The organism is Sphingomonas kyeonggiensis, assembly GCF_014196745.1.
Classification (GTDB): domain Bacteria; phylum Pseudomonadota; class Alphaproteobacteria; order Sphingomonadales; family Sphingomonadaceae; genus Sphingomonas; species Sphingomonas kyeonggiensis.
Window position 1 is genome coordinate 508100 of record NZ_JACIEH010000002.1, and the last position, 20099, is coordinate 528198.

At 67.2% G+C, this 20099-nt stretch carries 21 protein-coding genes; 5 read left to right on the plus strand and 16 right to left on the minus strand.

The window, feature by feature from the left end; all coding sequences use genetic code 11:
- The first annotated feature begins 2 nt into the window (after nucleotides 1-2).
- Entirely contained in the window at nucleotides 3-2087 is a 2085-nt protein-coding gene (locus tag GGR46_RS11425) for a glycoside hydrolase family 97 protein (RefSeq protein WP_183997770.1), read from the plus strand.
- Nucleotides 2084-3550 carry an MFS transporter gene (locus tag GGR46_RS11430; protein WP_183997772.1) on the plus strand — a complete coding sequence of 489 codons (1467 nt, stop codon included), beginning with the start codon at nucleotides 2084-2086 and terminating at the stop codon, nucleotides 3548-3550. The genes GGR46_RS11425 and GGR46_RS11430 overlap by 4 nt, the downstream gene beginning before the upstream one ends.
- 54 nt (nucleotides 3551-3604) lie before the next feature.
- Here GGR46_RS11430 and GGR46_RS11435 read toward each other — a convergent pair whose 3' ends face one another.
- Together GGR46_RS11435 and GGR46_RS11440 are read right to left on the minus strand one after the other, a co-directional pair.
- Nucleotides 3605-4792 (minus strand): MFS transporter, encoded by a 1188-nt coding sequence (locus tag GGR46_RS11435; RefSeq protein ID WP_183997774.1) that lies wholly within the window; start codon nucleotides 4790-4792, stop codon nucleotides 3605-3607.
- A gap of 13 nt (nucleotides 4793-4805) precedes the next feature.
- Nucleotides 4806-5087 carry a UBP-type zinc finger domain-containing protein gene (locus GGR46_RS11440; RefSeq protein ID WP_246426039.1) on the minus strand — a complete coding sequence of 94 codons (282 nt, stop codon included), beginning with the start codon at nucleotides 5085-5087 and terminating at the stop codon, nucleotides 4806-4808.
- 208 nt (nucleotides 5088-5295) lie between these two features.
- On the opposite strand from GGR46_RS11440, the gene GGR46_RS11445 reads away from it, so the two are divergent.
- On the plus strand, nucleotides 5296-5811 hold the full coding sequence (locus GGR46_RS11445; RefSeq protein WP_183997778.1) for a Dps family protein: 516 nt from the start codon (nucleotides 5296-5298) through the stop codon (nucleotides 5809-5811).
- 94 nt (nucleotides 5812-5905) lie between these two features.
- Here GGR46_RS11445 and GGR46_RS11450 read toward each other — a convergent pair whose 3' ends face one another.
- The 5 genes from GGR46_RS11450 to GGR46_RS11470 all read right to left on the minus strand — a co-directional run bounded on the left by GGR46_RS11450 (nucleotide 5906) and on the right by GGR46_RS11470 (nucleotide 8796).
- Nucleotides 5906-6190 carry a hypothetical protein gene (locus GGR46_RS11450; protein ID WP_183997780.1) on the minus strand — a complete coding sequence of 95 codons (285 nt, stop codon included), beginning with the start codon at nucleotides 6188-6190 and terminating at the stop codon, nucleotides 5906-5908.
- Nucleotides 6191-6368: 178 nt separating this feature from the next.
- Complete coding sequence (locus GGR46_RS11455) at nucleotides 6369-7205, minus strand: alpha/beta fold hydrolase (RefSeq protein WP_183997782.1); 837 nt, start codon at nucleotides 7203-7205, stop codon at nucleotides 6369-6371.
- Between the two features lie 190 nt (nucleotides 7206-7395).
- Nucleotides 7396-7710: a hypothetical protein gene (locus tag GGR46_RS11460; RefSeq protein ID WP_183997784.1), complete on the minus strand. Its 315-nt coding sequence runs from the start codon at nucleotides 7708-7710 to the stop codon at nucleotides 7396-7398.
- Between the two features lie 49 nt (nucleotides 7711-7759).
- Nucleotides 7760-8347 (minus strand): outer membrane protein, encoded by a 588-nt coding sequence (locus GGR46_RS11465; RefSeq protein ID WP_183997786.1) that lies wholly within the window; start codon nucleotides 8345-8347, stop codon nucleotides 7760-7762.
- Nucleotides 8348-8439: 92 nt separating this feature from the next.
- Complete coding sequence (locus GGR46_RS11470; RefSeq protein ID WP_183997788.1) at nucleotides 8440-8796, minus strand: hypothetical protein; 357 nt, start codon at nucleotides 8794-8796, stop codon at nucleotides 8440-8442.
- A 169-nt stretch (nucleotides 8797-8965) separates the two neighbouring features.
- Between GGR46_RS11470 and GGR46_RS11475 the strand changes: the two genes are divergently transcribed.
- A complete protein-coding gene (locus GGR46_RS11475) occupies nucleotides 8966-10009 on the plus strand; it encodes a cupin domain-containing protein (protein ID WP_183997790.1) in 1044 nt (347 codons plus the stop codon).
- Nucleotides 10010-10179: 170 nt separating this feature from the next.
- Here the strand turns inward: GGR46_RS11475 and GGR46_RS11480 are convergent, their stop codons facing one another.
- The 6 genes from GGR46_RS11480 to GGR46_RS11505 form a co-directional block, all read right to left on the minus strand.
- Nucleotides 10180-10548: a response regulator gene (locus tag GGR46_RS11480; RefSeq protein WP_183997792.1), complete on the minus strand. Its 369-nt coding sequence runs from the start codon at nucleotides 10546-10548 to the stop codon at nucleotides 10180-10182.
- A gap of 65 nt (nucleotides 10549-10613) precedes the next feature.
- The gene (locus GGR46_RS11485; protein ID WP_183997795.1) at nucleotides 10614-11270 is read right to left on the minus strand and encodes a response regulator transcription factor; all 657 of its coding nucleotides are present in this window, start codon (nucleotides 11268-11270) and stop codon (nucleotides 10614-10616) included.
- Entirely contained in the window at nucleotides 11267-12784 is a 1518-nt protein-coding gene (locus GGR46_RS11490) for a sensor histidine kinase (protein ID WP_183997796.1), read from the minus strand. Before GGR46_RS11490 ends, GGR46_RS11485 begins: the two co-directional genes overlap by 4 nt.
- A gap of 80 nt (nucleotides 12785-12864) precedes the next feature.
- A complete protein-coding gene (locus tag GGR46_RS11495) occupies nucleotides 12865-13518 on the minus strand; it encodes a sensor histidine kinase (RefSeq protein WP_183997798.1) in 654 nt (217 codons plus the stop codon).
- Between the two features lie 124 nt (nucleotides 13519-13642).
- A complete protein-coding gene (locus GGR46_RS11500) occupies nucleotides 13643-15361 on the minus strand; it encodes a pectinesterase (RefSeq protein WP_221262707.1) in 1719 nt (572 codons plus the stop codon).
- Nucleotides 15362-15585: 224 nt separating this feature from the next.
- Nucleotides 15586-16227 carry a hypothetical protein gene (locus GGR46_RS11505; RefSeq protein WP_183997800.1) on the minus strand — a complete coding sequence of 214 codons (642 nt, stop codon included), beginning with the start codon at nucleotides 16225-16227 and terminating at the stop codon, nucleotides 15586-15588.
- A gap of 246 nt (nucleotides 16228-16473) precedes the next feature.
- Between GGR46_RS11505 and GGR46_RS11510 the strand changes: the two genes are divergently transcribed.
- Nucleotides 16474-17328: a DMT family transporter gene (locus GGR46_RS11510; protein WP_183997802.1), complete on the plus strand. Its 855-nt coding sequence runs from the start codon at nucleotides 16474-16476 to the stop codon at nucleotides 17326-17328.
- 75 nt (nucleotides 17329-17403) lie between these two features.
- Here the strand turns inward: GGR46_RS11510 and GGR46_RS11515 are convergent, their stop codons facing one another.
- The 3 genes from GGR46_RS11515 to GGR46_RS11525 form a co-directional block, all read right to left on the minus strand.
- A complete protein-coding gene (locus tag GGR46_RS11515) occupies nucleotides 17404-18396 on the minus strand; it encodes an alpha/beta hydrolase (protein WP_183997804.1) in 993 nt (330 codons plus the stop codon).
- A 135-nt stretch (nucleotides 18397-18531) separates the two neighbouring features.
- The gene (locus GGR46_RS11520; RefSeq protein WP_246426040.1) at nucleotides 18532-19095 is read right to left on the minus strand and encodes a hypothetical protein; all 564 of its coding nucleotides are present in this window, start codon (nucleotides 19093-19095) and stop codon (nucleotides 18532-18534) included.
- A gap of 67 nt (nucleotides 19096-19162) precedes the next feature.
- Nucleotides 19163-20056, minus strand: coding sequence for an SDR family NAD(P)-dependent oxidoreductase (locus GGR46_RS11525; RefSeq protein WP_183997806.1), 894 nt, complete (start codon nucleotides 20054-20056; stop codon nucleotides 19163-19165).
- Nucleotides 20057-20099 lie beyond the last annotated feature (43 nt).

Below are 20099 nucleotides of genomic sequence, written 5' to 3' on the forward strand. Positions count from 1 at the left end.
CCATGAAGTTCGCCCCCATCGCGCTGGCCTTCGCCGCCTTCACCTTCTCCGCCCCGGCGCTGGCGCAGGATGACCTCTCGCAGAAGCTGGAGGGCAACGCCGTTGCCCGCGCCGCGTCGCCGGACGGCAAGCTCACCGTCACGATCAGCATCGATGGCGAAGGGCGGGCGAGCTACGCCGTCCAGCGTGCCGGCAAGCCCTTGCTCACCGACAGCCGGCTCGGCTTCCTGTTCACCGACGCGCCGAAGCTCGACCGGGGCATGGGCGTGGTCGAAGTGAAGCGCGACAAGTCGGACACGACGTGGACGCAGCCCTTCGGCGAATGGTCGACGATCCGCGACAACCACACCGAGATGACGGTGCGGCTGCAGGAGAAGTCCGATCTCAAGCGCGAGATGGACGTCACCTTCCGGCTGTTCGATGACGGTATCGGCTTCCGCTACACGCTGCCGGCCCAGGCCAACCTCAAGCACGCCAATATCGCCGACGAACTGACCGAGTTCGCCTTTGCCGGGCCGGGCACCGCCTGGTGGAAGCCCGCCTATCTGTGGAACCGCGAGGAATATCTCTACAACAAGACCCCGCTCGATGCGGTCGGCACCGCGCAGACGGTGATGACGGTCAAGCTTGCCGACGGCACCCATGTCGCGCTGCACGAGGCGGCACTGATCGACTATGCCGCGATGAACCTGCAGCGGGCCGAGGGGAACACCTTCAAGGCCTCGCTCACCCCGGGGGCAGGGGCGCCCAAGGTCTCGCGCGATGCCGGCTTCTCGACGCCATGGCGCACGATCGCGATCGCCGATGACGCGGCCGGCCTTTACAATGCCAGCCGGATGACGCTGAACCTCAACGAGCCGAACAAGCTCGGCGACGTCTCCTGGATCAAGCCGGGCAAGTTCGTCGGCGTCTGGTGGAACATGATCAAGGGCGAATGGACCTGGTCGCGGGGCCCGAAGCACGGTGCCACCACCGCGCATGTGAAGCAGTATATCGACTTCGCCGCCGCCAACGGCATCCCCGGCGTGCTGGTCGAGGGCTGGAATGTCGGCTGGGACGGCAACTGGTTCGGCAACGGCAAGGACATGAACTTCGACCAGCCGACCGAGGATTTCGACGCCGCCGAGCTTGCCCGCTATTCCAAGGCCAAGGGCGTTTACCTGATCGGCCATAACGAGACCGGCGGCTCGGCCAGCCATTATGACAGCCAGCTCGACCGCGCGTTCAAATATGCCCAGGACCACGGCATCCCGGTGGTCAAGACCGGCTATGTCACCGACGCCGGCCAGATCGAGCGCGTCGATCCGGACGGTTCGCAGCACCGCGAATGGCATGAGAGCCAGTGGATGGTGAACCACCATCTCCGCGTCGTGGAGACCGCAGCAAAGTATCACGTCTCGATCGACAGCCACGAGCCGGTGAAGGATACCGGTCTCCGCCGCACCTACCCGAACTGGGTTGCGCGCGAGGGCGGCCGCGGCATGGAGTACAACGCCTGGGAAGGCGGCAAGAACCCGCCCGAGCATGAAGCCAACATGGTCTTCACCCAGCTGCTCGGCGGCCCGATGGACTTCACCCCGGGCGTGCTCAGCCTCAGCGGTTCGAACGGATCGGCGATCAAGTCGACCATCGCCAAGCAGCTCGGCCTGTACGTCGTGCTCTATTCGCCGGTGGTGATGGCGGCGGACACGCCGGAGAACTACGCCAAGTATCCGCGCGAGATGAAGTTCATCCGCGATGTGCCGACCGACTGGAGCGACACCCGCGTGCTGAACGGCGAAGTCGGCGACTATGCGACGATCGTCCGCAAGGCGAAGGGCAGCGACGACTGGTATCTCGGCGCCGTGGGCGACGAGGAAGCGCGCAGCTCGACCGTGACGCTCGACTTCCTCGATCCTGGCAAGACCTACACCGCCGAGATCTACCGCGACGGCCCGGGTGCCGATTATCGCACCGATGCCCGCCACTCGATCACGATCGAGAGCAAGCAGGTGAAGAAGGGCGACACCCTCTCGATCGCGCTGGCGCCGGGCGGCGGCGAGGCGATCCGCTTCGTCGCGCCGGGCAAGAAGGCCGGTCGCCGGTGAGCAAGGCAGGGGGGCGGCCGCGCCAGGGATTTGCCGGGCTGTGGAACATCAGCTTCGGCTTCCTCGGCATCCAGATCGGCTTCGCGCTGCAGAACGCGAACATGAGCCGCGTCTTCCAGTCGCTGGGCGAAAGCATCGACAATCTCCCGCTGCTGTGGATCGCCGCCCCGCTGACAGGCCTGCTCGTCCAGCCAGTCATCGGCCATTATTCGGACCGGACCTGGGGCCGGTTCGGTCGCCGCCGCCCCTATTTCCTGGCCGGCGCGGTGCTGGCGACGCTGGCGCTGATCGGAATGCCCAATGCGCCGGTGCTGCTCGTCGCGGCGCTGCTGCTCTGGGTGCTCGATGCCTCGCTCAACATCTCGATGGAGCCGTTCCGCGCGTTCGTCGGTGACATGCTCGACAAGGAGCAGCACACCGCCGGCTATGCGATCCAGACCGCGTTCATCGGCGCGGGCGCGGTGATCGGGTCGGCGACGCCGTTCCTGCTCGATCATTTCGGCGTGTCGAATGTCGCACCGGGCGGCGGCCTGCCCGATACGGTCCGTTGGAGCTTCTATCTTGGCGGCGCGGCGTTGCTGCTTGCGGTGCTTTGGACCGTGTTCACGACCCGCGAATATTCCCCTGAAGAGATCGCGGCCTTCGATGGCCCAGCACCGGAGCCGCAAGCGCCGCCGCCCGCTTCGACCACCGCCGGAGTGCCCTGGCTGGCAGCCGGCGCCGCGCTCGGCGTTGCGGTGTTCACGCTCGGGCTTGAGAAGGAACTCTACCTGCTCGCCGGCCTGCTCGCCGCCTATGGCGCCTCGCGGATCGTCACGGCGGTGACGCGGGGTGGGGGGCTGCTCGGCGACCTGATGGCCGATTTCTCCGGCATGCCGCCGGTGATGAAGCGGCTCGCAGTCGTCCAGTTCTTCAGCTGGTCGGCGCTGTTCATCATGTGGATCTACACCACCCCGGTCGTCGCCCAATATGTCTTCCACGCGCCCGATCCGGCGAGCGAAGGCTATAATGATGCGGGCAACTGGGTCGGCATCCTGTTCGCTGCGTACAATGCCGTCGCCACGCTTGCGGCGCTCTTCCTGCTCCGACCGCTCGCCCGCCGTTTCGGCAAGGCGCGCACCCACGCGATCGCGCTGGGCCTGGGCGCGCTCGGCTATGCAAGCTTCCTGGTGATCCGGGATGCGAACACGCTGCTGGTCGCCGAGATCGGCATCGGCATCGCCTGGGCGTCGATCCTGGCGATGCCTTATGCGATCCTCGCCTCGTCGCTGCCCCAGGCCAAGCTCGGCGTGTACATGGGCCTGTTCAACGTCTTCATCGTCATCCCGCAGCTGCTGGTCGCGACGGTGATCGGCACGGTGATGCGGCACGTCTTCCCCGGCCAGCCGATCTGGACGATGGCTATCGCAGCGGTGGTGATGTTGCTGGCGGCACTGGCAACGCTACGGGTGCGAGAAGCATAATTCCAATCGTCATCCCAGCGCAGGCGGGGATGACGGGAGTATTCGAGAGGGCTTTTAGTGCGGCTGCCGGTGCGTGAACTGGATCAGCACCGCCACCGCCGCGAATGCTGCGCCGAGCGCGGACACCGCCGTCCAGCCGCCCACGGACCATGCCCAGGTCGCCGCGCCCGACCCGACCGCACCGCCGACGAACATCGCGCCCATGAAGATGGTGTTGAGCCGAGCCCGTGCCTCCGGCCGCAGCGCGAAGACGACATGCTGGTGCGAGACCAGCGCGCCCTGCACGCCGAAGTCGAGCAGGATCACGCCGATCACCATGCCGGCGATCGAGGCCCAGAGCCCGGTGAACGCCCAGCCGATCAGCACGCAGACCGCGCCGAGCAGGATCACCGGCCGCGGCCCCTTCTTGTCGGCGATACGGCCAGCGATGGGCGCGGCGAGCACGCCCACTGCGCCGATCACGCCGAACAGGCCGGCCACTTCGGAGCCGAGCCCGAAGGCCGGCTCCTGCAGCCGTAGCGCCAGGATCGTCCAGAAGCCGCTGAACGCTGCGAACAACAGGCCTTGGGTGATCGCGGCATGGCGCAGCGCGCCGAACTCGCGCCACAGCCCGCCGAGCGAGCGGAGCAGCTGGGGATAGCGCAGCTCGGAGTCCGGCGCGCTGTGCGGCAGGGTCAGTGCCATCACGCCGCCCGCGGCAAGCGCCAGCGGCACGCCCAGCCAGAACATCTCGCGCCAGCCGGCATGGGCGGCGACGAAGCCGGCCAGCGTCCGGCTGAGCAGGATGCCGCAGAGCAGCCCGGCCATCACCGTGCCGACCACTGCGCCGCGCTTCTCGGGCGGCGCCAGGTGCGCGGCGAGCGGCACGATCTGCTGCGCCACGGTCGCGGCGAAGCCCACCGCGACCGATGCCGCGATGATCATCGCCGCGCTCGGGGCAATGGCGGCCAGCGCCAGCGCGCCGGCCAGTATGACGAACTGGATCGCGATCAGCCGCTTGCGCTCCACCAGGTCGCCCAGCGGCACGAGCAGGAACAGGCCGAGCGCATAGCCGATCTGGGTCGCGGTTGGCACCAGCACGGTGCCGCTGCCCGGCAGGTCGCGCTGCATGACGCCCAGCATCGGCTGGTTGTAGTAGATATTGGCGACTGCGATGCCCGCGGCGGCGGCCATGGCGAAGATCAGCGGACGGCCGAGCGTATCCGGTGCCGCGTCGGCGGCCTGGGGCGTGGTGGTGCTCATGGAAACTCCGGGATCAATAGTAGCGCGGGATCGGCCCCAGCTGGGGTGTCTGGTCGGGCAGATCAACCACCACCTCGTCGACATAGCACCAGCCCCAGCCCTCGGGCGGGTCATAGCCTTCGATGATCGGATGGCGGGTCGCGTGGAAATGCGCGGTGGCGTGGCGGTGCGGGCTCTGGTCGCAGCAGCCGACATGGCCGCAGGCACGGCACAGGCGGAGATGCAGCCATTCGCTGCCGATCTTCAGGCATTCCTCGCAGCCACGGGCGCTTGGCGTGACTTCGTTCACGGTCATCACATGCCGGCATTCCATGGTCGCGCCCTTTCGATATGTCCCGGTTGCACTCTCGCAGCTGCGAAGGCTGCGGCCAATCATACGAAGATGTTGTGCCACGGTCGCCCCCCTGGTTCACACCATGGTTTGGGTTGGCGCGCACTGTCGGCCCACCGATCTCCGCCTTGCAAGGCGCATCCCCCTGCGCCGACTTCCAAGGAGACTGGAAATGACCTTCATCACCGCCGCCGAGCGCAAGCTCGGCACGCCGACCGACCTGGGCGAGAGCGCCACCCGCGACATCTCGGCCGGGCTCAAGAAGCTGCTCGCCGACGTGTTCGCGCTCTACCTGAAGACCAAGAACTTCCACTGGCACATGAGCGGTCCGAACTTCCGCGACTATCACCTGATGCTCGACGACCAGGGCGACCAGATCTTCGCGATGACCGACGTCATCGCCGAGCGTGCGCGCAAGATCGGCGGCACCACGATCCGCTCGATCTCGGACATCGCCGGCAACCAGCGGCTGCTCGACAACAATGCCGACTATGTCGATCCGCAGGACATGCTCGCCGAGCTGCACGGCGACAACAAGCAGCTGGTCGCCGCCCTGCGCCGCGTGCACGAGCTGTGCGACGCCTATTCGGACGTCGCGACGACGAGCCTGCTCGAAGTGTGGATCGACGAGAGCGAGCGTCGCGCCTGGTTCCTTTACGAGGCCTGCCGCACGCCCGAGATGGTGTAGGCTCGGCTCGGGCCAGGAAAGCTGGATCGCTGCGGCAGCCGACGGAGGAGCCCTCCCGCGTCGGCTGCCGCAGCTATTTGCGCGTCAGGCGCGATCAGGGATTTTCGGGGTCGTAATAGGGCGGCTCGCAGATGCCGACCTGCTGATATTCCATCCACATGGTGATCTGGCCGCCGAAATCCTCGTCACCGCCGCAATAGACGATGTGCCGGCCCACCACGCCGTCGATGTTCCCGTCGGTGTAGGTGATGATGTACTCGACGACCTTGGAGGGGTCGGGATCGGGTACTATGTTGCCGAAGTACCGATATTGCGCCCACGCGGCCGGCGCCAGCATCATCGCCACGACGGCGAATGCAGTGGCAATCTGCTTCTTCATCATGCCCCCTTTTCCGTCACGCGAAAGTCGCGTGATGGTCCGCAGGCTAGTCTGGCCGGCTTTCCGGGCAATGGGATCGGGGAGGAGAATTCAAACCGGAACCGATCGATCGGGTGCGCGCCCAAAAGAAAAGGCCCACCCCGCAAGGGATGGGCCTTTCTTCTTGCTCGGAAGAGCCTCAGGCCTTGATGAACGCCAGCAGGTCCTGGTTGAGCACATCGCCATGCGTGGTCAGCATGCCGTGCGGATAGCCCTTGTAGACCTTGAGCTCGGCGTTCTGCACCAGCTTGGCCGAGAGCAGGGCCGCATCGGCGATCGGCACCACCTGGTCGTCGTCGCCGTGCAGGATCAGCGTCGGCACGGTGATCGCCTTCAGGTCCTCGGTCTGGTCGGTTTCCGAGAAGGCCTTGATGCCGTGATAGTGCGCATTGGCCGCGCCATCCATGCCCTGGCGCCACCAGTTGCGGATCACGCCTTCCGAGATCGTCGCGCCCGGACGGTTGTAGCCGTAGAAGGGCCCCGAGGCGAAATCGAGGAAGAACTGGGCGCGGTTGGCGGCCACGCCCGCGCGGATTCCGTCGAACACCTCGATCGGCAGGCCGCCCGGATTGGCTTCGGTCTTGAGCATCAGCGGCGGCACCGCGCTGACCAGCACTGCCTTGGCGACGCGGCCCTGGGGCTGGCCGTGGCGGGCGACATAGGCCGCGACTTCGCCGCCGCCGGTCGAGTGACCGATGTGCACGGCGTTGCGCAGGTCGAGATGCTCGGCGACGGCCGAGGCGTCGGCGGCGTAGTGCGCCATGTCATGGCCCTCGGCCACCTGCGCCGAACGGCCATGGCCGCGGCGGTCATGCGCGACGACACGATAGCCTTCATTGAGGAAGAACAGCATCTGGCCGTCCCAGTCGTCCGACGACAGCGGCCAGCCATGGTGGAAGACGATCGGCTGGGCGTCCTTGGGGCCCCAGTCCTTGTAGAAGATCTCGGTGCCGTCCTGAGTGGTGATGGTAGCCATGTCGAATACTCCAGCGTCAGAGGTAGGGCGAAGCCGGGGAGGGGGAGCCCCGGCCGGCGAGATGGGTATCGTCGGCAAGGACGATGACAGCCATCATACAGTAGTTTCGGTTGCGCGACGAAAAGATACGAAAGCGCGCCGGAAGCCCATTGGGCCGCCGGCGCGCCATGCGTTCCGCCTGTGCGTCAGCTCACTGGCGCTGGCGGCAATTGTCCTCGCGGCCCGGCTTGCAGGCCGGATAGGCCTTGAGCGGCGCCGGCGCGGGATAGGCCTGGCTGGGGGTCAGCGCCTGCGGCACGAACACGACCTGGGTTGTCGGGGTGACCGGGCCGGAGAAGGGCGAGCTGGCCGGCTGATAGCCGCCCGGCGTCTCCTCGGCGCGGAAGCCGCTGGCATCGGTGAAGATGCGGGCGTCCTGGGGTGCGTTCTGCGGCACGTCCTGTGCCTGGGCGATGCCGGTGCCGAGCGCGAACAGGGCCGCTGCGGCGATCATCATCTGCTTCATGGGTATGCTCCTTGCTTGGGGGTACGGCGGGGTGCCGTGGGGGAGGACTTCAGAAGCGCAGGCCGACGCCGGCGAGCAGCTGGTTCTGGTGGATGTTGCTGGACCAGTGCGAGTAGCGATACTCGCCCGAGACATAGATGTTGCGCGTCACCGCATATTCGGCGCCGGCGCCGATCCGGTAGCCGCTGCGGTTGTCGGCGCCGTCCACGTCGCTCGCGCCGGCATTCTCGATCCGGTCGGAGAAGCGGGCATTGGTGTAGCCGGCCTTGCCATAGATCAGCACCGAGGGAGCGGCGACATAGCCGATGCGCGCACCGGCATAGAGGTCGCGGTCCGAACGCTCGCAATCCTTCGCGCCGGCGGCGATCGCCGGTGCCGCACGGCATTCCTTCTGGGTGGAATCCGAGATCTCGAACTCGGGGCCGACGCGCAGATTGCCCGCGGCGACGTCATAGCCGAGCGTCGCGCCATAGGTGAACCCATCCCCACCCACGCGGTGCCCTCCGCCGACCCGGCTCCAGCCGCCTTCGACGCCGACGCGCGGACCCGTAAAGCTGGTCGAATCCTGCGCCATCGCCGGCACCGCAAAGGCCGCCGAAGCGAGGATGGCGAGGGTGGCGTGCTTGATCATTCCCATTTCAAATTCCTCCAAAACCGTGTTGGCAGGTCGGAGATAGGGGAGGGAAAGGGCCGCGTTCAGGAATACGATGGTTTACATAAACCATTGTATTACCGGGTTTGTTGGCCGCCCATCAGCGTGCTCACCTGGGCGCGGAACGCTGCGATGCGAGCCCGGTCGGCGGCGATGTCATGGTCCGGCTTCGCTGCCGCATTGGGGCAGTCGGCCGCGATCAATATGTCGGTCATCTCGTCCGGCGTGAGGGTCGGCGCGCGCTTTCGCATGTCGGCCACCGCGGTCACCACCGTGTTCGCGCGGTCGGGCCCGGCGAGGCGCTGGCTCAGATCCTCGAGATAGTCCGAAGGGATCGCGGCGGGGGCCACATCGGCAAAGGCGGGGCACTGGAGCTGCGCTTTGGGGGCGGAGCAGCTGCACAAGGCGAGCAGCAGGAAGGGCATGGCTTTCACGGGCGTCTCCTCGGGTCTTGCACGTGTCCCGAGATGTGCGGCGCTCCGCCCGCGCCAATCCAAACCAAGGTTGGGCCTACCTTGATAGGGGATGGAAGCCCCGCCACGCAGCTTAGCTCTGGTGCTCCGGCCGCGCGCGAGGCGCGACCAATGCTCCAGGAGGAAGATCATGGCCGCATCCCGGCACGTACGCTCGCTGCTCCACGCCGTCCCCGCCTATGAAGGCGAGCTCGGCTCGGCCCGCCGGCTCACCGCCGACGAATTCCCGCTGCTGAAGCGCATGGCGATGAAGCGGCTGGTGATCGCCCCCGGCGCGATCCGCGAGCCGCACTGGCACGCCAATGCCGACGAGCTGGCCTATTGCCTGTCGGGCGAGCTGCTCGTCTCGGTGCTCGACAATGCCGATGTGTTCGGCCGCTTCACCATCTCCGCGGGCGAGATGTTCCACATCGCCACCGGCTCGCTCCACACGATCGAGAATGTCGGCGACACCGAAGCCGAGCTGATCGTCGTGTTCAGCAATGAACGGCCCGAGGACTTCACCCTCCAGGCCGCGTTCGGCGCGATGAGCGACGCGGTGCTCGGCAACACCTTCACCCTGCCGGCCGCGGAATTCGCCCCGATCCATCGCGACACGTCGAGCGCACGCTACCTGGTCAAGCGCACCGGCCCGGCAGAGGTGCCGGAAACCGCCGCCCTTCCCGATCCGCACAAGTTCAGCATCGCGGCGCAGACGCCCCCGATCGACTTCCCCTATGGCACCGCCCAGCTCGCTCGTGCGCAATTCTGGCCGGCGCTGAAGAACCTCGCGATGTATTCGATCGACGTGCGCGAGAATGGCATGCGCGAGCCGCACTGGCATCCCGACACGGCCGAGATGGGCTATGTCCACAAGGGCCGCGCCCGCATGTCGATCCTCGATCCGGACGGCAGCGTCGACACCTATCTGCTGGGGCCCGGCGACGCCTATTTCATCCCGCGCTCCTATCCGCACCAGATCGAGGTGCTGAGCGAGGACGACATCCATTTCCTGGTGTTCTTCGACCAGCCCATGCCCGAAGATGTCGGCTACCGCGCGGCGGTGTCGTCCTTCTCGAACGAAGTGCTGGCGGCGACCTTCGGGGTGGCGCCGGATGCGATCCCGGCGCTGCCGCTGACGCCGGTCGATCCGCTGATCGTCTCGCGGGTCAACCCGCTCGATCCGGTGGAGTGAGGATTGGGGCGAGGGCGGCAACGCCTTCGCCCATTCCCTTAAGGGAGAAGAGAGGGAGCTGGCGTGCCGCACGCCCAAGCCGTCATCCGGGCGAAAGCCGGGATCTCAGGCAGTAGCGCGGGGAAAGAGCCGCACGAGATCCCGGCTTTCGCCCGGATGACGGTTTGGGGCTAAGCCGCCCCCTCGATCGCCTCGAGCAGCAGGTCCGCGTCGATCGGCTTGGTCAGGAACGCCCGTGCGCCGGCGCCCAGCGCCTGGCTCTGCGAGGCGCGAGTGGGGAAGGCGGTCATCACGATCATCTCGCAATCGCAACCGCGCCGGCCGATCTCGGCCTGCAGCTCGAGCCCGGTCATCCCCGGCATGTGCAGGTCGGTGATGACCCAGGCGAAGCGCGCGGGATCATCGGCGAGCAGCGCCTCGGCGCTCTCGAACGACACACTGGCAAGGCCTGCCGATCGCAGCAGGCTGTTGAGGCTTCCCCTTATGCCGGGGTCGTCATCGACGACCGCGACGAGCGGGGAGGGGAACGGGTCGGTCACGCTGGTTACTCGATAGCTTTACAGATACCCCATGTGGGCCAGTCGGGCCTCACGCGCCATCATACTCAGATGTTAAACCGCTGGACCTTCTCGTCGCGCACGCCGAGCAGCTCGGCCATGCGGACCAGGTCGGCGAGCGACTGGGCTTCCATCTTGCGCATCACATTGCCGCGGTGGATCTTCACCGTGATCTCGGACAGCTCCATCCGCGCCGCGACCTGCTTGTTCATCAGCCCGGCGACGACCAGCCCGAGCACCTCGCGCTCGCGCGGGGTCAGCTTGGCATAGCAGTCCTTCAGCTTCGCATCGCTCTGCGCGCCCGCCTGGCGCTCGCGGTCCTTGGCCAGCGCGGTGGCGACGGCGGCGAGCATCTGGTCGTCGCTGAACGGCTTGGGCAGGAAATCGACCGCGCCCATCTTCATGCCGCGCACGGTCATCGGGATGTCGCCATGCCCCGTGATCAGGATCACCGGAATGTCCTTGCCCTCGGCCGCCAGCCGCTCCTGGAAGTCGAGCCCGTTGGTGCCGGGCAGGCGCACGTCGAGCACCAGGCAGGCAGGCCCCTTGGGCGGACCGGCGATCAGGAACGCCTCGGGGCTGTCGTGCAGCGCCACTGCCAGCCCCGCCGAGCGGAACAGGCTGTCGAGGGAGCCGCGGATCTCGGCGTCGTCGTCGATCACGCAGACACAGCCGTCTAGGATGGTCTCAAGCACATCGGTCATGCCGCACTCTCCAACTGGCCGGCCACGGGAAGGCGGAAACTGAACACGGCACCGCCCTCGGGATGATTGGCGGCCCCCAATGTACCGCCATGGCTTTCGATGATCGAGCGGCAGATGGACAGGCCCATGCCCATGCCGTCCGCCTTGGTGGTGAAGAAGGGGCTGAACAGGCTCTCGGGCTCCACTGCGATGCCGCCGCCGCTGTCGCGGACATGGACGGCGACGCCGCCGGATTCGGAAACCACGTCGACGTGCAGCACGCGCGCGTCGGGGGTCACCTGGGCCATCGCCTGCTCGGCGTTGAGCATCAGGTTCATCAGCACCTGCTGCATCTGCACCCGGTCGCCCACCAGCGGGGGCAGCTCGTCGGGGATCGTCACCGCGACGGTGACGTCATGGGTGTTGAGATCGCGGCGCAGCAGCTCCACCGTCTCGGCGACCAGCGAGCCCAGGTCGATCGCGTCCTGCCGCGGATCGGCGCGCCTGGCCAATGCGCGGATGCGGGCGATCACGTCGGCGGCGCGGGTGCCGTTCGAGACGACATGGTCCAGGCAGTCGCTCACCTCCGCGGCATCGGGTGCCTCGCGGGCCAGCCAGCGCTTGCCCGACTTGGCATAGGTGATCAGCGCCGAGAGCGGCTGGTTCACTTCGTGCGCGATCGAGGCGGCGAGCTGGCCGAGCGTGGTGATCCGCGAGACATGGGTGAGCTGGGCCTGGGCCTGGGCGAGCCGGGCGTTGGTCTGGTTCCGCTCGGTCACGTCGAGGGCCATCACCAGCACCTGCTTCCACTCCTTGCGCTGGGGTGGGAGGGTGACGCGCAGCAGCACGTCGACCGGTTCGCCCTGGGCGGTGACGAAGCGGGTCTCCTCCTCGATCTCGGTCTCGCCGGCGATCATCGCCGCGAGGATGCGGCCCAGCGTCGCCTCGGCGGCGGGGGTATGGAAGGGGAGCAGCGTGCCGCCGACCAGCTCCTCGCGGCGGGTGAGGCCGAACAGGGCGGCGGCGGCGTTGTTGGCATCGCAGATCGTCGCGGTGCGCGCGGCCAGGTCGATCGCCTCGGCATCGGGCGTGCGGCCACCCTGGAGCAGCGCGAAGGCCTGCGACCAGTCGCCTTCCCAGATCGGGAAGCCGGCGGCGTTGAAGATCGCGCGGTAGCGCTGGTCGGCGAGGCGGCGATGCTCGGCCGCCACCTGGTGCCGCACCGACACCAGCGTGGTGATCGCGATCGCCACCAGACTCACCGCCAGCCGCACCGCGGGCGAGCCGAGCGCCTCGCCGTCATGGCTGATGAAATAGCCCGCCACCGCGAGCAGCGCGCAGACGAAGCCGGCGGAAAGGGTCAGCTCGCGCGAATGCGCCCGCGTCGCGAGCAGCACGACGGTGGTGTAGAGTACCGCCACCGCGCCCTGCAGCGGGCTGAGCACGTCGAGCGCGAAGATGCCCAGCGCGAGCAGCACCGTCGCCACCGACTGCGCCTGCGCCGCCAACCGCCTTCGCTCGGCTTCCTGTCCCATCTCGCTCCCTTGCGTCGATCCGTCTGAATCGGACCAATATACAAGGCTGAACGACTTGCGTATGCCCCGTAACATCGCGCTCAACGCGCTCCGACGAAGAGCAGGCAGCGCGTACCGGGCTGGGCATCGTGATAGCTGCATCTGGCATTGAGGCGCGCCGCCATCAGCTCGATCAGCCGGCTGCCGAAGCCGCTGCCGCGGATCGTGTCGGCCAGCCGTCCGCGCCCGCGGTCGGACACCTCGACCATGTAGCCGCCCATCGGCAGGCTGCGCAGCATCACGCGCACCGTGCCCGGCGCGCCGGGAGCATAGGCATATTTGAAGGCATTGGTGACCAGCTCTGAGACGATGATCCCGATCGAGGTCGCCTCGTCCGAGCGGACCGATACCGCAGTGGCGTCGACCCGCACCGGCCGGCCGGTCGCGCCCGCCTCCAGGTCGGCGGCGAGGCTCTCGAGATAGGCGCGCAGGTCGACCATCCGGGTCTCGTGCGCCTGGTAGAGCTGGCGGTGGACGCTGGCGACCGCGGCGATGCGCCGCTGGGTCATGTCGAGTGCCGCCTGCGCCGCCGGATCGGCGATGCCGCGCGCCTCGACCGAGACCATCGCGGAGAGCAGCTGCAGGCTGTTGGCGATGCGGTGGTTCATCTCGTCCGTCTCGCTCACCTGGGGAGCGGCGGGCAGGATTTCGATCGTCGTGCCGCTATCGGCAAAGGGGGTGGCCATGTCGAGCATCGGACCGTTCTCCGGGGGGAAATTTCTGGTGGGAGAATTCCCGCATCCGGCGGCCCGGGGGTATCATACGCTCGTTTAGGGTAAACGAGGGCGGACGGTGGGTGCCGTCCGCCCTTGCAGTGCCTCAGGGTGCCGGCGTCCAGCCGACATTGCCGTTCCACTGCGCGAACACCTTGGCGCGGGTGTTGAGCCCGGTCAGGTTCGCGGTGCTGCTGCCATAGGTGGTGTTGCGCCCGGTCATCGACAGCGCCGTGCCCGCCGGCGTCAGCGAGCCGCTCTCGCGCCAGCCTTCGGTGGCGCTCGGCAGCAGGTTCGGGATCGGGTTGATCCACCAGCCCGCCGCGGCGACATGGCTGTCCATCTTCACCCCGATGAACGCCAGGTTGTCGCAATATTGGGTGGCGTTGCTCGCCGATCCGCCGCCGAGCACCAGCATCGTCGTGCAATAGCCGCCCGCCTGGTTCACGCCGCCCGATCGCGCCAGATAGGCCGATCCGCTGGGCACCGCGCCCGAATAGGTCAGCGCCCCGCCGAGCACGACGAATCCCGGATAGCCCTTGGCCGATCGCGCCTGGAAGACGTATCCGCCCGAGGTCGGCGCCGAGGGGTCGTAGACCGTCCGCAGCTCCGAATTCTCGATCGCCATCGCATAGGGATAGCCCCAGATGAAATCGACGTCGCCGGCGATCAGGCTGTTGTAGATCCACACCCAGCCCTTCATCTGCAGCGTGTCCTGCGTGCCGATGAAGTTCATGTCGGTGCCGATGAAGCGCGATCCGTTGAGGTTGGCCGAATTGTAGTAGATCACCTCGGCCTGGCTGTTCTGCGTCGCGTCCTTCACATGCGTGTTCTGCATCGTGAAGTTGCTGACCTTGATCTGGTCGCCGCCCTCGATCAGCAGCACCGCGCGCCCGCCGCCCAGCGCAAGCCGGTTGCCCAGCGCGGTGTTGCCGCCGATGTTGCTCAGCGTGGTGTTCGCGGTCGCGCGGCTGCCGCCCACGCCGGGGTTGAACGCTTCCCAATTGTTGTTCTGGACGATCGTGCCCGCCCGGCTCTCGCCGGTGATCGTCAGGTTGTTGACGTTGCGCAGGAACAGCTGCTCGTCATAGGTGCCGTTCTTGATCGTGATCGTCTTGGCCGCGGTGTTGCCCGCGCCGCAGCCGGAGCAGCCCACCGTCATCATGTAGTTGAGCGCGCCCTGCACCGAACGGAAGTCGGCCGCGCCGTCATCATCGACGGTCACCGCGGTGGTCGAGGTCGGCGCCGCCCTGGTCTTGAACGTCCAGCCGGTCGTGCCGCTGATCCCCGGGAAGCTGTTGAACCCCGCGATCGGGCCGTTGAACACCGACTGGTCGATCTGGACATAGTAGGACGTGTCATAGGCCAGCACATTGTCGTGCAGCTTGATGATCGCGGTGTTCCCGCTGATACGGATCGGGCGGTAGTAGGTGAAGCGATACTGGGTCAGGGTGGAAACGCCGTTCCCGATCTTGTCGATCTCGGTGTTGCCGTTGCCCAGCGCCGTCTGGGTCTCGCCGCCCGCGACGGTGGCGCCGCCCGAGGTATCGATCGTGTCGACCAGCGTGCCGTCGCTCTTGTAGACGCGGATCCTGCCGATGCCGGTCGCCACTGGCGCGCCGGTGAAGGTCAGCTTGAGCAGCGTGTCCTTATAGGCGGCGGTCTCGCCCGATGCGGGCAGCAGCCCCGAAGTGATCGCCGCGCCCGGTGTCGGTGTCGAAGCTGGCGTCGGCGATGGCGATGCGACCGTGCCATCACCGTTACTGTCACACCCGGCCAATGCCAGAACGAGCGCAATGCCCGGCGTCAAAACACGCAGCTTCATCTTGCCTCTCCCCTTCGGATGGTCAGCTTTGGCTGATCCATTGTTTCCGGCATGTATATTGATACCGGTGTCAGTTCGAGTCAAGGCGAAGATTAACGGTGCGTCATGTATCTAAGCATCTGTAGTATCTGGATAATGCTACCCGTGTCATGGCCGGTGCCTCCGCGCGGGGATTCCGGTCTCTGGCCACGGCGCTATGCCACCGGTATCCCGGCGGGGCCGCGTCAGAGCGGCTTGCCGTCCTTGTCGAGCATCTCCATCCGATAGCTGCAGCCATAGAGCGTCTTGCCGGGATGCGAGGTGACGTTGGAGATGCTGCGCGCGACCGTCATGTGCATCCGGAAGGCCTCGCCATCGGCGGGCTCGGTCTCGTCCTTCAGGATCCGCTCGCCCAGGAACTTGCGGAACTTGACCGCGGCCTCCGCCTCGGCCCGATGCTTGCCGTCCGGCCCCGCCAGCTCGGCGATCAGCGGCGCGGGGTCCATCTGGTTCTCGATATTCTCGCCGCGGGCGATCTCCGCCGGGTCCGCCACGTCGAGGATCGCCAGGATTGCATTGGCACTGAACGCGATCCGACGGGTGCGATGGGAGCCGGCGACCAGGATATCGGCCGGCAGTTCATATTCGCTCAAGAATGCATTGGTCGAGGCGACCCGCTTCCAGTGCCGCGCCTTGGCGACATCATCGAGCGACAGCGCGAAGCCATTATAGTCGGGCACCGAGAGCCGGCACGCGATCGCGTCGACCTCGCTGACCTCGGGCCCATCCTGGGCTTGCGCGGCGGGGGAAAGGGCGAGGGCGAGCAGCGCGAGGGTACCGAACATCGGCGCGGCATAGCAGGCACTGGCGGGCTGGGGCAGGGGCATCCTGTCGCTTGCCCTCGCGCTCGCTCCGGCTTATCAATACGGCATGTTCGCGAACGTCCGCCTCGACCGATCTGGTGCAGCCGGCCCGCTCGCGCGCATGTCCTGCGCACCTCCACCTGTATCGATTGTCCGGGTCGCCCGCGTCGGGGCACCGCCCCCGCCGGTATCGACCGTCGCCGGCTGACCGCCGGCACGCCGCCCGCGCGCCATGCGCGGGCCTCATGACGTCCTTTCAGGTGAAATATCATGTCCTTTCGACACGCGTCGGCGCTGCTGCCGACGACTCTGTTCGTCCTGCTGTGGAGCAGCGGCGCCATCGTCTCCGAGATCGGGCTGCGCCACGGCTCGCCCTTCGCGATCCTCCTCTGCCGCTATGCCGTCGCCCTGGCGGCGCTGGTCGCGATTGCGGCCTGGCAGCGCACGCTCGTGCCGGCACGCGGCACACGCGGTCGCAATATCGCGATCGGCCTGCTGATCGCGGGCCTCTACACCGTCTTCTACCTGCTGGCGCTCGATAACGGCGTCACCCCGGGAGCGCTCGCGACCCTGCTCGGTGTGCAGCCCATACTCACCCTCTTCATCACCGAGCGCCGCGTAACCCTTCCGCGCCTGCTGGGGCTGGTCTGCGCGCTGGCGGGGCTTGCGCTGGTCGTCTCGGACGGGCTGGTGTCGATGCGGTTCAACCTGCTCGGGCTGGCCTGTGCCGGGCTGGCGCTGCTCGGTATCACCGCCGGCTCGCTACTGCAGAAGCGGGAGAAGCAGGCGCCCTGGGTCGTGCTGCCCACCCAATATGCGGTCGGCCTCGGCTTTGTCGGGGCGATGTCGCCGCTGGGGAGCTTCCACGCCGCCTGGGACCTGGGCTTCGTGCTGCCGGTGCTGTGGCTGGGCCTGGTCATCTCGGTCGGCGCCACCTTCCTGCTCTACCGCCTGATCGCGGGCGGCAATCTGGTGAACGTGACCAGCCTCTTCTATCTCGTCCCGGGAGTCACCGCGGCGATGGACTGGGCGATCCTCGGCAACCCGATGTCGGTGCTGATGATCGGCGGGCTCGGCCTGGTCGTCGCCGGGCTGGTGATCGTGTTCCGGTACAAGGCGGAATAGCTGTGAGGGCCGGATTGGTGGCGCCTTGCGCGCCGCCAATCATGGCCATCCTTCCCGACACGATCATGCGCGATTCTACACGTCACCCCACTGGGTTCTCGCGAACCGGGATACCTCTTGGGCGAGGTCGAGGTCCTCGGGCGTATTCCCCATGAAGCCACCATGGGGCATGGCCTCGAAGACATGCAGTTCGGCGTCGACTCTCGCCTGGCGCAGCGCACGGTGCATCCGTACCGCGTTGGACAGGAACAGGTCACGGGTGCCGGACTGCAGGAAGGTAGGCGGAAAGCCGGTGAGATCGCCGAACAGCGGCGAAAGATAGGGATGCGACAGGTCGGCACCGCCGGCGTACAACTGGTTGTTCCGCATCAGCGATCCGGGCAGCACGACATCGACCATCTGGTTGACCTGAAAGCTGTCTCCGGACTCGGTCAGATCGACCTCAGGGGAAAGCAGGATCAATCCTGCGGGTAGAGGAAGCCCCTCGTCCTTCGCGCGCAGCAGCATGGCGACCGCCAGGTTGCCGCCGGCCGATCGGCCGCCCACAAGGATGCGCGACGGAGCATGGCGCTCCAGGACATGGCGGTAGGCGGCCATCGCGTCGTCCAGCGCCGCCGGATATGGGTGTTCGGGCGGCATCCGGTAATCGACGCCGTAGCAGCGCGCGCCGTGCTGATCCGCCTGCATCCGTGCCTGGGCACGGCAGGCTGCCCCGCCGCCAACCACCAGCGCGCCGCCATGAAAGTCCAGATAGGCGCAGTCGGGCTTCGAAATGGCTTCGGGCGTCGCAACATGGATGGTGGCGTCGCCGGCGTGAATCGTCTCGACGCTCGAGCGTAGAGTGCCGGCGAGGCGCTCCACGGCCGCCGCATAGTGTCCGTCCGCTGCAGCCTTGACCGCCATCCAGCCGGCATGATCGTCCGGCAAGGGCATCGTGTAGAGCGCGTTCAGCGGGACACCATCTTCGCCGACCAGCCTTTCAAGACTAGCCCGCGCTTCCGGGCTGATGGAAGAGGGGAATGGAATCCGGCGCGCCTGTACCGCTACGCCCTGTTCTTGGTCGCTCATGTCGTTAGAAATTCACGCTTTCCGGAATTGCAGGTTCGTCACGCGAACGACGTCGGCAGTTGCGTGACGCCTTAGCATCGGTTCCATCGGTCCCACAACGCAGCTCCAATCAAATGCGGCCAACCGGCCACCCCCTCACGGCCATTCCCGCTCCCAATCCTCGCGCTGCTTGTCCTGCTCCGCCAGTGGAGGCACGCCGCTCGCCTTGCGGATGGCATCGGACAGCAGGTCGCGCCGATAGGGCTCCTGGGTCCATTTCTCCTTGGGCGGATGCCTGAACTGGGTGCCGTAGATCTGCGGCTGCCCGATATTCTGGAGATAGCGGTCCAGCGTCGCCGCCGCGATCCAGCTCGCTTCCGGTTTGCCCCGCGCCACCGCGACGATCGCCAGGGCATGCGCCTTCAGGAAATCCTCGGGCGCCTCGCCATGCTGGAAGACATAGGCGGCGTGGTAGAAGTCGTCGGCGCTGTCCAGCGCGCCCGTGTCGAGCAATGCCTGGGTGCGTGCCCGCCGTGCCTTGTCGGCCGCACCCAGCACTTCCCAGTCGATCGTGGCGGGTTTGTCCCGTGCCGCCTGGTCCGCATCGAAGATGGCGGTCATCTCGGCATTGGTCGTGCGGTCGGGATCCTGCGCGGCGGCGGGGCCGGCCCAGGCCGGGGTCGCGCAGATCAGCAACAGGGCGGCGAAGGGAAAACGCATCCAGCACCTCCTTGGGGAGCGATTCCCCAAGGGATGCCGGATCGGATGCTTCTGGGGAAGGTCTCGCTCAGCGCACCGCCGCGGCGACCGGCGCCTTGCCGGTGGCGGCGGCCACTTCGCGCTCGGCCTGGGTGAAGCCATAGGCGGGGACGATCTCGCCCGCCCGATCGGTCACGTCCGCCCAGCCGGTCGCGACCTGCTCGCCGGCATCGCTGGCGCGGCCCACCTGGATGCCGTCGGTCAGGGTGATGTGCGCGGCGGCGAAATGGCCGGCGCCGGCGCACAGGATCGCGCGGGTAGGGGCGTCCTCGCCCGTCAGCGCCAGCAGGCCGGGGCTCACCAGATCGGGCGCGAGCATCTCGAGGCTCTCCGTGGAGAGCACGCCCTCGGTCATGCCGGTCGCGGCGGTGGGGGCCAGGCTGTTGACCCGGATGCCGTATTTCTCGCCCTCGATCGCCAGCGTCTGCATCAGCCCGACCAGCGCCAGCTTGGCCGCGCCGTAATTCGCCTGGCCGAAATTGCCGTACAGGCCCGAGGAGGAGGTGGTCATCACGATCCGCCCGTAATTCTGCGCGCGCATCTGTTCCCACACCGCCTTGCAGCAGATCGCCGCGCCGATCAGGTGGACGTCCACCACCAGGCGGAAATCGTCGATGCTCATCTTGGCGAAGCTCTTGTCGCGCAGGATGCCGGCATTGTTGACCAGGATGTCGATTCGGCCCCAGCGATCGACGGTCTCGGCGACCATCGCGGCGACCCGCGCCTCGTCGGTTACCGATGCGGCAAAGGCGATCGCCTCGCCCCCGGCGGCGCGGATCTCGGCGGCGACTGCGTCGGCGGCGGGCTGGGACAGGTCGTTGACCACCACCAGGGCGCCCTTGCTCGCCAGGTACAGCGCATGTGCGCGCCCCAGTCCCCCGCCCGAACCCGTCACGATTGCTACTCGACCCGCCAGCGACATCCCGCTCTCCGTTTTGATTTTGACGGAGGGCTTCGTAGCGCCG

Coding starts and splice junctions, on each gene's coding strand:
- GGR46_RS11510 (WP_183997802.1), top strand. CDS start 16,474: ATGTCCTTTCGACACGCGTCGGCGCTGCTGCCGACGACTCTGTTCGTC.
- GGR46_RS11505 (WP_183997800.1), bottom strand. CDS start 16,227: ATGCCCCTGCCCCAGCCCGCCAGTGCCTGCTATGCCGCGCCGATGTTC.
- GGR46_RS11425 (WP_183997770.1), top strand. CDS start 3: ATGAAGTTCGCCCCCATCGCGCTGGCCTTCGCCGCCTTCACCTTCTCC.
- GGR46_RS11515 (WP_183997804.1), bottom strand. CDS start 18,396: ATGAGCGACCAAGAACAGGGCGTAGCGGTACAGGCGCGCCGGATTCCA.
- GGR46_RS11460 (WP_183997784.1), bottom strand. CDS start 7,710: ATGAAGCAGATGATGATCGCCGCAGCGGCCCTGTTCGCGCTCGGCACC.
- GGR46_RS11525 (WP_183997806.1), bottom strand. CDS start 20,056: ATGTCGCTGGCGGGTCGAGTAGCAATCGTGACGGGTTCGGGCGGGGGA.
- GGR46_RS11465 (WP_183997786.1), bottom strand. CDS start 8,347: ATGGGAATGATCAAGCACGCCACCCTCGCCATCCTCGCTTCGGCGGCC.
- GGR46_RS11500 (WP_221262707.1), bottom strand. CDS start 15,361: ATGAAGCTGCGTGTTTTGACGCCGGGCATTGCGCTCGTTCTGGCATTG.
- GGR46_RS11490 (WP_183997796.1), bottom strand. CDS start 12,784: ATGGGACAGGAAGCCGAGCGAAGGCGGTTGGCGGCGCAGGCGCAGTCG.
- GGR46_RS11495 (WP_183997798.1), bottom strand. CDS start 13,518: ATGCTCGACATGGCCACCCCCTTTGCCGATAGCGGCACGACGATCGAA.
- GGR46_RS11485 (WP_183997795.1), bottom strand. CDS start 11,270: ATGACCGATGTGCTTGAGACCATCCTAGACGGCTGTGTCTGCGTGATC.
- GGR46_RS11435 (WP_183997774.1), bottom strand. CDS start 4,792: ATGAGCACCACCACGCCCCAGGCCGCCGACGCGGCACCGGATACGCTC.
- GGR46_RS11445 (WP_183997778.1), top strand. CDS start 5,296: ATGACCTTCATCACCGCCGCCGAGCGCAAGCTCGGCACGCCGACCGAC.
- GGR46_RS11475 (WP_183997790.1), top strand. CDS start 8,966: ATGGCCGCATCCCGGCACGTACGCTCGCTGCTCCACGCCGTCCCCGCC.
- GGR46_RS11455 (WP_183997782.1), bottom strand. CDS start 7,205: ATGGCTACCATCACCACTCAGGACGGCACCGAGATCTTCTACAAGGAC.
- GGR46_RS11520 (WP_246426040.1), bottom strand. CDS start 19,095: ATGCGTTTTCCCTTCGCCGCCCTGTTGCTGATCTGCGCGACCCCGGCC.
- GGR46_RS11450 (WP_183997780.1), bottom strand. CDS start 6,190: ATGAAGAAGCAGATTGCCACTGCATTCGCCGTCGTGGCGATGATGCTG.
- GGR46_RS11440 (WP_246426039.1), bottom strand. CDS start 5,087: ATGACCGTGAACGAAGTCACGCCAAGCGCCCGTGGCTGCGAGGAATGC.